Annotated in this window: 12 protein-coding genes; 5 read left to right on the top strand and 7 right to left on the bottom strand. The window is 68.0% G+C overall.

Features of this window, described 5'->3' with window-relative positions:
- Window positions 1-8: 8 nt before the first annotated feature.
- Both ABDZ81_RS02550 and ABDZ81_RS02545 read right to left on the bottom strand, forming a co-directional pair.
- Window positions 9-653, bottom strand: coding sequence for a DUF7095 family protein (locus ABDZ81_RS02550; RefSeq protein WP_343772272.1), 645 nt, complete (start codon window positions 651-653; stop codon window positions 9-11).
- Window positions 654-700: 47 nt separating this feature from the next.
- Window positions 701-1,483, bottom strand: coding sequence for a formate/nitrite transporter family protein (locus ABDZ81_RS02545; protein ID WP_343772271.1), 783 nt, complete (start codon window positions 1,481-1,483; stop codon window positions 701-703).
- A gap of 120 nt (window positions 1,484-1,603) precedes the next feature.
- Here ABDZ81_RS02545 and msrB point away from each other — a divergent pair, with 120 nt between their 5' ends.
- Window positions 1,604-2,023, top strand: coding sequence for a peptide-methionine (R)-S-oxide reductase MsrB (gene msrB / locus ABDZ81_RS02540; RefSeq protein ID WP_343772270.1), 420 nt, complete (start codon window positions 1,604-1,606; stop codon window positions 2,021-2,023).
- Between the two features lie 66 nt (window positions 2,024-2,089).
- Here msrB and ABDZ81_RS02535 read toward each other — a convergent pair whose 3' ends face one another.
- A complete protein-coding gene (locus tag ABDZ81_RS02535) occupies window positions 2,090-2,527 on the bottom strand; it encodes a bis(5'-nucleosyl)-tetraphosphatase (protein ID WP_343772269.1) in 438 nt (145 codons plus the stop codon).
- Window positions 2,528-2,857: 330 nt separating this feature from the next.
- On the opposite strand from ABDZ81_RS02535, the gene ABDZ81_RS02530 reads away from it, so the two are divergent.
- Entirely contained in the window at window positions 2,858-3,187 is a 330-nt protein-coding gene (locus ABDZ81_RS02530) for a 30S ribosomal protein S10 (protein WP_343772268.1), read from the top strand.
- 90 nt (window positions 3,188-3,277) lie between these two features.
- Entirely contained in the window at window positions 3,278-4,579 is a 1,302-nt protein-coding gene (locus ABDZ81_RS02525) for an amidohydrolase (RefSeq protein ID WP_343772266.1), read from the top strand.
- A gap of 290 nt (window positions 4,580-4,869) precedes the next feature.
- Here ABDZ81_RS02525 and ABDZ81_RS02520 read toward each other — a convergent pair whose 3' ends face one another.
- The 3 genes from ABDZ81_RS02520 to ABDZ81_RS02510 form a co-directional block, all read right to left on the bottom strand.
- Entirely contained in the window at window positions 4,870-5,490 is a 621-nt protein-coding gene (locus tag ABDZ81_RS02520) for a DUF8121 family protein (RefSeq protein ID WP_343772265.1), read from the bottom strand.
- Between the two features lie 225 nt (window positions 5,491-5,715).
- Complete coding sequence (locus ABDZ81_RS02515) at window positions 5,716-6,294, bottom strand: plastocyanin/azurin family copper-binding protein (protein WP_343772264.1); 579 nt, start codon at window positions 6,292-6,294, stop codon at window positions 5,716-5,718.
- A gap of 71 nt (window positions 6,295-6,365) precedes the next feature.
- Window positions 6,366-7,736, bottom strand: a complete 1,371-nt coding sequence (locus ABDZ81_RS02510; protein WP_343772263.1) for a geranylgeranyl reductase family protein — start codon at window positions 7,734-7,736, stop codon at window positions 6,366-6,368.
- A gap of 134 nt (window positions 7,737-7,870) precedes the next feature.
- Between ABDZ81_RS02510 and ABDZ81_RS02505 the strand changes: the two genes are divergently transcribed.
- Complete coding sequence (locus ABDZ81_RS02505; protein WP_343772262.1) at window positions 7,871-8,272, top strand: acyl-CoA thioesterase; 402 nt, start codon at window positions 7,871-7,873, stop codon at window positions 8,270-8,272.
- Between the two features lie 89 nt (window positions 8,273-8,361).
- Complete coding sequence (locus ABDZ81_RS02500; protein WP_343772261.1) at window positions 8,362-8,700, top strand: 2Fe-2S iron-sulfur cluster-binding protein; 339 nt, start codon at window positions 8,362-8,364, stop codon at window positions 8,698-8,700.
- Window positions 8,701-8,771: 71 nt separating this feature from the next.
- Here the strand turns inward: ABDZ81_RS02500 and ABDZ81_RS02495 are convergent, their stop codons facing one another.
- Window positions 8,772-9,977, bottom strand: coding sequence for an MBL fold metallo-hydrolase (locus tag ABDZ81_RS02495; protein WP_343772260.1), 1,206 nt, complete (start codon window positions 9,975-9,977; stop codon window positions 8,772-8,774).
- Window positions 9,978-10,078: the final 101 nt, after the last annotated feature.

Raw genomic sequence — 10,078 nt, 5'->3', positions numbered from 1 at the left:
TCCCGGTCTCAGACCACGTCGCCGCGGACCGTCGCGCCCTCCTGCTCGGAGCGCCACTCGTGGAGCGCCGCCGCGGCGTCTTCGGCCTCGCCTTCGTCGAGGCCGAGCATCTCCAGCGATTCCGACAGGGTCGGGAACGGCAGCTCGCTCTCGCGGAGCTTTCGCATCGCCTCGTCGCTCCGGGTGCCCTCGGCCCAGAGGCAGGCCGCGCGGGGATCGAGCAGCTGCTCCCAGTCGCTGCGGGCCTTCGCGCCTTCGAGTCGGCGGGTGACGTTGTCATCGAAACTGGCGTTGCACACCTCCAGGTGGATCGTCTCGTCGTCCTCAAGCAGGTGCGCCGCGAGGCACTTCTCGGGCGCGGCGTGGCCGTTCGCGTTCGCCCGGAGGTACTCGGGGTGCTCGTCGGCCCAGTCGGCGCGCACGCTCTTGCCGACGCCCTCGATCCCGTGGGAGTCGACGAACTCGTCTTCGCGGTCGGCGTCGCCGCCGAAGAGGACGTCCTTGGTGAGATAGACGTCGAGTCGGTCGATCGGGTCCAGTCCGAGCGCGACGTCGCCGTACACCCACACCTCTCTCACGGGCACCGGCATCCGCTCTTCCTCGACGGCGTCGACGATCTCCGCGGCGCGGTCGAGCGCCTCGCTCCTGTCCATGCCCGCATCTACCCGACGGGCGGCAAAAACGGGTTCGGTCCCGGTCGTCAGTCCTCGCGGGCGCCCATGGCCTGCGTGATATGAGTGACCGTCACGAGGCCGAGCCCGCCGACGAGGTTCCCGGCGGTGACGACGACGGTCGTCCTGGCGAACTCGGCGAGGCCGATCGGGGCGCCGAAGGCGACGCCGAACACGACGTGCAGCATCGTGACGATGGCGTGGCTGAACGGGCCGAGCGTCAGCAGAAAGCCGACGAAGTACGCCATCACGATGCGGCTCCCGACGCTGTCGACGGCCGCGAGCATGAACGACAGCAGCGTGACGAGCGCGCCGCCGGTGAACGCCTTCACGAACTCGGCGGCCGCGGAGCGGTGGACGATCTCCTCGGCGACGACCGTCAGCGCCTCCGGCGCTCCGTGGGGCAGCGCGCCCTCGACCGACAGGAGCCACACGAACGGGACGCCGCCGACGAGGTTGAGTACGAAGGTGACGCTCCACAGGCGAAGGAGCGGCCCGACCATCCACGAATCGTCGTTCTCGACCGCCGCCGCGACCGGATCGAAGAAGTTCTCGTTGAACAGTTCCGCGCGCCCGACGATCAGGAACGTGAAGCCGACGGCGAAGGCGAGCCCGCCCGCGATCGTCGCGAGGCGTCCGAACTGCGGCTTGACGATCGCCTCGACGATGCCGAGCGCGGCGAAGCCGAAGACGATCGTGAACCCGGCGATGACGCTGGTCGAGACGAGCTCCAGCATCGACTGGTCGAGGCGGCGCCGCCCTTCCTCCGCCGCCCTGTCGAAAATCTCGGCCGGATCCGGTGCGCCGGACACGGGTGGACTGACGACGGCGGGACCAAAAGTGATCGGGGGTAAACACGTTACGTGGTCGAGCGCGCCGCGCCGACCGGCGACAACACTTTCCTCGCGCGTACCCAAAATCCGGGCAGTATCATGTCCCAGGAGACAGCCGACGACCTGCCCGAGAGCGACGAGGAGTGGCGCGAACGACTCGACGACGAGGAGTACCGCATCCTGCGCGAGGCCGGCACGGAGCCGAAGTTCAGCGGCGACCTGCTGGAGGTCAAAGACGACGGCAGCTTCGAGTGCGCCGGCTGCGGACAGGTGCTGTTCGACTCGGACACCAAGTTCAACTCGAACAGCGGCTGGCCGAGCTTCTACGACGTCGCCGACGAGGACAGCGTCGAGACGCGCCACGACGACAGCCACGGGATGGACCGGACCGAAGTGATCTGCTCGCGCTGCGGCGGCCACCTCGGCCACGTGTTCGCGGACGGCCCCGAGCCGACCGGGAAGCGCTACTGCATCAACTCGGCGGCGCTGGAGTTCGACTCCGAAGAGAGCGATAGCTGACGGCGTCCGAAGCCGGTCGCGTCCGGTAGACGCCGTGTCGAGGCTGGCCTGACTGCGAGCGCGGGGTTACTCCTCGTCGTCCTCTTCGCGTTCGTCGAGGAACTCGTGGGCGTCCTCGAGGATCTCGCGGGGCCCGTCCTGCGTGATCGTGTTGATCGCCTGGTCGTAGTCTCGCCACTGGAGGTCCCGGTGTTCGTGGGACAGCTCGGCGCTGGCCTCGAACGACCGGGCCACGAACAGGTGGACCGTCTTGTGAATCGTCTCGCCGTTCGCCTCGAACACGTAGTCGTAATCCTGGCGGAAACCGTCGAGCAGCCGGAAATCGGAGATTCCGGCTTCCTCTTTGACCTCTCGGATGGCCGTCTGCTGGAGTTCTTCCTCGCCCTCGACGCCGCCCTTGGGGAACTCCCAGTCCCCGGGGCGACTCTTGAGGAGGAGGTACTCCCGGCGGCCGCGCGTATCCCGAAAGAGGATCGCGCCCGCGCTCGTCGCTTCAACCGTCATTGCCCGTACGTAATCGGCCATCAGTTAAGTGAATATCGGACGCCGGACCGGTCGACCGGCCGTTCGGCGCGGTCCGCGCCACCGCGGCCCACGGGCGGTCGACGCCGGTGACACCGGGCGCCCGTGACAGCGCGGCCCAAAAAACAGATCTCTGATAGGACGCCGGCTCGCCGCGGCGGTCGACGCACTACCGCGGCCGGACGCCGTCGGCTCGCGATCGCCGCCGATCCGCGCTCCCGTCGTGCGATCGGCGGGCGTGCGAACCGCTCGCAGGCGTCTCGCGGGCGATAGGCGGATTTTTAGTGCCGGAGCGTCGAACAGTACTCTACCATGACCTTCGTCACGAAGCTCCGACTCCAGAGCGGGGACCGCGCGGTGCTCGACAGCGTGGTCGACGACATCAAATCGACGGCCGAGCGAAAGGGCGCCGAGCTCAAAGGCCCCCACTCGAAGACGACGCAGCGCATGCAGGTGCCTCTCTCGAAGGATACGACCGGCGGCGGTCGGCTAGGTTCGTGGGACTACACGGTCTACAGTCGCGAGGTCGAGATCGTCGGCCACGACGACCTCGCGCGCCGGATCGCCGCCCGCGAGTTCCCCGAGCCGATCCACGTCGAGGTCGAGGTCGAGCAGATCAACCCCGTCGGCTCCGGCGCCTGACGGCCGGATTCGGCGCTTCGTTCGTCTCCCCTCCGTCTCTCTTTTCCGCCGCGGGGTGCTGTTAAGTGCCCGCCCGCCCACGGCATCGGTATGAGCCAGACCGCCGAGCGCGACCCGCTCGTGGCGCTCCGACGCGACCTGCACCGCCGGCCCGAGCCGGCGTGGCGCGAGTTCTACACGACGGCCCGCATCGTCGAGGAGATCAAGCGGATCGGCGTCGACGAACTGCACGTCGGGGCCGACGCCATCGCGCCCGAGCGCCGCAGCGCCGTGCCCGACAAGAAAGAGCTCGATCGCTGGTACGCGCAGGCCGAGGATTCCCTCGCGGAGCGCGAAGGGAGCGACCCCGCCGTGCTCGAACGGCTTCGCGGCGGGACGACCGGCGCCGTCGCCGTCCTGGAGCGGGGCGAGGGGCCGACGATCGGCCTGCGCGTCGACATCGACGCGCTGCCCCGCGAGGAAGCCGACGACGAGGACCACCATCCCGCGGCGGAGGGGTTCCGGTCGATCCACGACGCGATGCACGCCTGCGGTCACGACGCCCACGCGACGATCGGCGTCGGCGTCCTCGAACGGATCGCCGAGAGCGACTTCGAGGGCACGTTCAAACTGTTCTTCCAGCCCGCCGAGGAGGTGATCGGCGGCGGCCGGGCGATGGCCGAGAGCGGCCACCTCGACGACGTCGACTACCTGCTCGCGATGCACGTCGGCCTCGATCACCCCACCGGCGAGATCGTCGCCGGGATCGACGACTTCCTGGCGGTTTCGCACCTGAACGCAGAGTTCCGCGGCGAGTCGGCCCACGCCGGAGCGGCGCCCAACGAGGGTCGGAACGCCAACCAGGCGCTGGCGACGGCCGTTCAGAATCTCTACGCCATCCCGCGCCACGCCGACGGCGGGACCAGAGTGAACGCCGGCCGGATCGAGGGCGGCAGCGCCTCGAACATCGTCGCGGAGCAAGCCTCGATCCAGGGCGAGGTGCGCGGCGAGACCTCCGAGCTGCGGGATTACATGCTCGACGAAGCCGAGGACGTGATCGAGCACGCCGCGGCGATGCACGACTGCGAGTCCGACGTCGAAATCGGGCCGAGCGCGCCCAGCGCCAAGAGCGACCAGGCGCTCGTCGACGCCGTCGCCGCGGTCGCGCCGGACGCCGCGGGCGTTGAGCACGTCGTCGAACGGGCGCCGCTGGGCGGCAGCGAGGACGCCACGTTCCTCATGCGCGAAGTCCAGGAAAACGGCGGGCTGGCGGCGTACGTCGGCGTCGGCACGGACCACCCCGGCGGCCACCACACCGCGACGTTCGACGTCGACGAGGCGAGTCTGGGGATCGGCGTCGACGTGCTGGCCGACGCCGTCGAGCGGATCGCGGAACTGGAACCCGCGAAGTAGCCGAGACCACGACGCCGTCAGTCGGAACGAGGTATACAACCGGGATGTCTGAGGCGGCAACTACGGATGCGAACTGACTGCCCGGAATTCTGCCAGTCTCAGATGATGTTCAGGGCGCCGTACAAGACTGCGTGCGAGTCTTGCACGACGATGCTATGCGGTCGTGCTCCGAATCAATTGAATGCCGATCGTTCGTCCGCGACGTTTTGACTCGGTAGGAGTACGCCCGCGCCGCTGCGATCATATCGTAGATAGTGACAACATCCCGACGACACCCATGATCGAGGTCCTTACTCCGACGAGTTGGGCGTGTCATCGGTTGGTTCGTCGGCTTCGGTTTCGGTGGTAACCTTGAATTCGAGTTGTCCGTCGAGGACGTGTGTTTGGTCGGTTAGCCCCGGCTCGACGAGTTCGACGGAGCTCTCGACGACGAGTCGGTGGGCGGATGCCGGCCATCGGGTAACTAGGAGATTGATGTACACGGTTTCGTCGGCGAGTCCGCCGAATCGGTGAACTTTGACGACCGCAGCCGTGTTGTCCCGGAACACTGACACGGACGGTGGGGGTCCGTAGTCATCCATAAACGGACCTTGGAGGGCGATCTTGGGCGGGGTCTCGTCACTGTCCGGTGTCGAAAACCGCTGTGTGAGCGACTGTAGTTCGGTGTCCACACCATGCGAAACCGACGCGCCGAATTCGCTCGGCTCCGAGGATCCCGGAGGGGAGACACCCACGGTGGCGAGGTCAGCGCCGTCTTTGCGGAATACGAGATACTTCGTGTTATTCTGGGGGTTGTCGTCGAGCTCGACCGTCGGATCTGTGTGCTCGGTTCGCGATTCGATAAAACCACACCCCGCAGTGATGCTGGTGCCGGCAGTCAGGGCGGATGCGAGGAACGCGCGGCGGCGCATAGGAGACTTTTCGTTGCCTGAGGAATAAATTTTGAGAACTAGCACCGCATTCTGAACTCGGTCGCTCCCTTTTGCGAAGTCAGTGCCTGACGGTGCACTGACTACACTATCTGTATCTTTCAAGACTCCTGATAGCTTGTGTACTACTAACAATAACTACAGATATCTCGTTCGTCTATACTCACCGGTAGTTGTACGCCATCTTTAGGAAAATACGTGTGCTATTTACTGCTGGTCATCGCTCACGACCACGTACCCTCGCATCCCCGCTCCTTCGTGGGGCTCGCAAACGTACTCGTACGTGCCCGGCGTCTCGAACGTGAACTCGTAGCTGTGGCCCTGGTCGTAGGTCTCGGTCTCGCCGTCCCAGTCGGCGCCGTCGGGCCGGTCGACCGGAACGACGTTGTGGAAATCGGACTCCCAGAGCCACCGCACGAGCGTTCCGGGCTCGACCCGGACCGCGTCGGGATCGAAGACGAACTCGCCGCCCGGCCCGACCGAGATCGTACCGCGCTCCTCGTCGGTCCAGTCGACGGGCTCGGGCATCGGCGGCGTCTCGTCGTCCGCGGCGTCGTCGCCGTCTTCGGTGGGGCTGCTGCCGTCGCCGTCCGCGCTGTCGCCGTCAGTCTCGCCGCCGTCGGACGCGTTGCCGTCCGCGTCGCCGTCGGATTCGTTTGCGGGCTCGCCGTCGGCGTCGTCGTTCTCGGGGTCGCCGCCGAGAACGCCCGAACAACCGGCGAGAGTGGCCAAGACGATCGATCCCGTCACCGAGAGCAGTCGGCGACGAGAGTTGCTACGTTGCATCTGCACGCCGGTTAGCGCGCCCGTCACAAAAAGGAAGCCGCTGGACGGATTGTCGGCGTCCGGACGCCGACTCAGTACTTCGGATCGGCGCCGGTCGTCTCGTAAACCCGCTCCATCAGATCGTCGCGGCGGGACTGCCAGGCCGGGAATCCCTCGGGGCTGGAGGGGTACGACTCGTAGTGGTCGAGGATCGCGTCGGCGCGCTGTTTCGTCTTGTAGAGGTTGTAGATGTCGCCCCAGTAGCCGTAGCTCTTGATCGCGGTCTTGACCTTCAGCGAGAGGGGGACAGACGTCGATCCGGCGTACAGCGACTCGGCGATCTTCTCGCCGGGCAGCGCCGCCAGCAGTCCCATCATCTCGTCGGTGTCGACGGCGGTCGAGAGGATGTTGTACACGTCCAGCGCGGCGTAGCGCGCGCCGAAGTGGTCCATCACGCGCTCGTTGTACTCCCACAGCGCGTCCTCGGTCGGGCCGCCGTTCGCGAGGGCGTCGATCGCGGTCTCGGCTGCGTACTGGCCGGCGTAGGCCGCGCCGGCGATCCCGCCGCCGGTGGTCGGGTTGACGTGGCCCGCGGCGTCCCCGACGGCGACGAAGCCGGGCGCCACCGCGGAGTCGTAGGGACGCCGGGTCGGCAGCGCGGCGCCGAGCTTGTCCTCGACCTCGGCGTCCTCGAACTCCTCGCGCTCGCGCAGGTCGCCCTTGAGGTCGTCGACGAGCTGCATCGGCTCCTCGGTCATCTGGAAGCCCAGCCCGGCGTTGATCTCGGTGTCGGTGCGCGGGAAGTACCAGAGGTAGCCCGCGGCGCGCTCGGTGGGCTTGAACACCAGCGCGTCGTCCCACTCGACCGGCTCGTCGACGTGGACGATCTCGCGGTAGGCAGAACAGAACTGCGAGTAGTCGACGTTGGTGTCGAACGTCGCGCCCTCCAGATCGGCCTTGTCCTGCAGGATCGACAGCGCGCCCGCGGCGTCGACGACGACCTCGGCCTCGTAGGTCAGCGGATCGCCCTTGCGGATCGCGTCGACCCCCGTCACGCGCCCTTCGTCGTCCTGGTTGACGTCCTGGACGACCGTGTCGTAGTGGAACTCCGCGCCGGCCTCGTCGGCGCCCTCGATGATCAGCCGCCCGTACTCCCAGCGGTTGATGACGGCCAGCTCGCCCGGCACGGGGATCTCCAGGACGGTGTCCTCCTGGGGGATCTCGAAGCGACCGTGGTCGACGCCCGTGTTGGTGAACGCCGGCTCGATCTTGGATTTCGGGATGGCGTCGGGGAACGCCGAGGCGCCCTTGAGCGCGTCGCCGCAGGCGATGTGGCCCGCCTCGTCGGCGTCCTTGCGCTCGACGACGACGACGTCGTGGCCGGCGCGGGCGGCCGTCGCCGCGGCGTAGCAGCCCGCGGTCCCGGCGCCGACGACGACGAAGTCGTACTCCGTTGTGGTCATGCAGTCCCGTCGGCTCCCCACCGTGAAAACCTTTTTTCTGTCGTCGCGCTGATGCCGGAATTCGACGCTCGTCGCGAGCATCTTAGCTTGCGACGAGCCGAACTTATAAATCCGACAGCGGCCTCGGAACGGACGTGACCGAGTACGGCTTCAGCGCGACGATCGAGCCGCGCTACCGCGACATCGACACCTACGAGCACGTCAACCACGCGGTCCACGTGACCTACATGGAGGAAGCCCGGATGCGCTTTTTCCGCGACGTCGTCGGCCAGCTGCGGATCGACACGGTGATCGCCAACCTCGAAGTCGACTACGAGCGCCCGATCCGGCTGCCCGACACCGTGGAGGTCGGCGTCGGCGTCGCCGAGGTCGGCGAGACGAGCCTGACGTTGGCCTACGATATCCGCGCGGACGGCGAACCCGCGGCCTCGGGCCGGACGACGCAGGTGATCGTCGACGAGGACGGGCGGCCGACGCCGCTCCCCGGGGACTGGCGCGACGCGCTGGAAGCTCACCGCATCGACGCCGCGGAGTGAGCGTCGTCGACACCCGCCGAATTCCGTTGATTTCGACAGGACAGATTGGTGATAAAGAGTTTTAGGGTGGTCTTTCGTAGCAACCGAGTATGACCGACTACACCGTCGAGTTCGTCGGCACCGGCGAGGAGATCACGGTGTCCGACAAGGAGACCATCCTGAGCCGCTGCATCGAGGCGGGGATCGCCCAGGAGTACTCCTGCCGCGTCGGGATGTGTCTCGCCTGCTCCGCGAAGATCGAGGAGGGCGAGGTCACCCAGCCCGCCGCGCGCGGCCTCACCGAGGAGGAAGCCGAAAACTACGCGCTGACCTGCATGGCCCGCCCGCAGTCCGATCTCAAGCTCGACCGCGGGAAGTACCCGCCGAGCATCGAGGGCGACGTCGACGCGTCCGCCGACGGCGACGCGCCCGCCGCCGCGGACGACTGAGTCGACGCGTCCGCCGCGCCGACCGACGCCGACGCTCTCTCGTCTTCTTTCCCTTCTCACCGACAGCGCCGTCAGTCCGCGTCGGAGACGGCGCAGTTGTTCGGGCCGAGCTCGACCTCGAACGCCTCGTCGTCAGAGAGCTCGTCGCGCCCGAGGTTCGTCGCGACGATGCGCTCGTAGTTGGCCGGCCGGGGCGGCAGATTTCCCACTGTGAACTCGACGAACGCCTCGCGGTCCATCGACAGCGCGTCGAGCCCCTCGGCGAGGTCGCCGAGCGACGCCGCGAACGTGCCGTCGCCGCCCGCTTCGTCGGCATCGCCGTAATGGCCGGGCGCGACGACGGTGTCGTCGGGAAGTTCGAGCAGCCGCTCGTGAAGCGTCTCGTAGAGATCGCCCGCGAGATCGCGCGCGCCGTCGTCGCCCGCCTTGCCTCGCGGCGGCGCCGCTCGGCTTTCCGCGGCGCGTGGCGCCGCGCGTTCCAGATCCGGTCGGCCGACGCCGCCCAGAAACAGCGTGTCCGCGGAAAACAGGACGTCGCCGAGCCGCAGGACGCACAGCTCGCTGGTGTGACCCGGCGCGTGCATCGCTTCGAGCTCGACGTCGCCGACGCCGATTCGATCGCCGTCGTCGTAGAGGTCGGCGTCGAACGCGAGTCCCCGCTCCTCCGCGCCGGCCGGAAGCCGCAACTCGGCGTCCTCGGCGTCGGCCAGCGCACGGACGCCGCTGACGTGGTCGGCGTGAACGTGCGTGTCGACGGCCGCGACGAGCTCGGCGCCCTGCTCCTGAGCGTCCTCGACGTACCGGTCGGCGAACGCCCGGAGCGGGTCGATCACCGCGGCCTCGCCGTCGCTCGCGATCAGGTAGCTCAAACAGCCGCTGGCGGGTCGGCGGTACTGGTAGACGTCGGCGCCCGCCGCGTCGGCGTCGAGCTCCCGGCGGACGTACACGCGCGCCCAGCCGTTCATCCCCTCGGCGAGGTTGACGGCGTCGACGCCGGCGTCGCGCAGCTGGCCCGCGATCTCGTCGCTGGCCTTCCCGCGAGCGCAGACGGCGACGATCGGCTCGTCGAGGTCCGCGACGAGCTCCGCCGTGGTGCCCTGGATGTCGGCCTGGACGAACCGCATCTCCGGAATCTGGGCGGCGTCGACGCCCGGGCCGTCGATCCGCCAGGCCTCGAACTCGTCGCGGTCTCGGACGTCCAGCACGCTGATCGACTCGCCGCGGTCGATGCGCTCGTGGAGCCGCTCGGGCGAGATCGAGGTGTCGTCTGGGCTCATGGCTGTGTGTACGGGCGGTCGCGGTAAGACACTCCCGCCGGGGCCGCGTTCGGCGTCGGCGCCGATCGTCCCGCCGCGTCCGGACGCCCCGCCGTCTCGCG

It is taken from the genome of Natronoarchaeum mannanilyticum (genome assembly GCF_039522665.1).
GTDB classification, from domain to species: Archaea; Halobacteriota; Halobacteria; order Halobacteriales; family Natronoarchaeaceae; genus Natronoarchaeum; species Natronoarchaeum mannanilyticum.
This window is presented reverse-complemented; position numbering and strand designations above follow the sequence as displayed.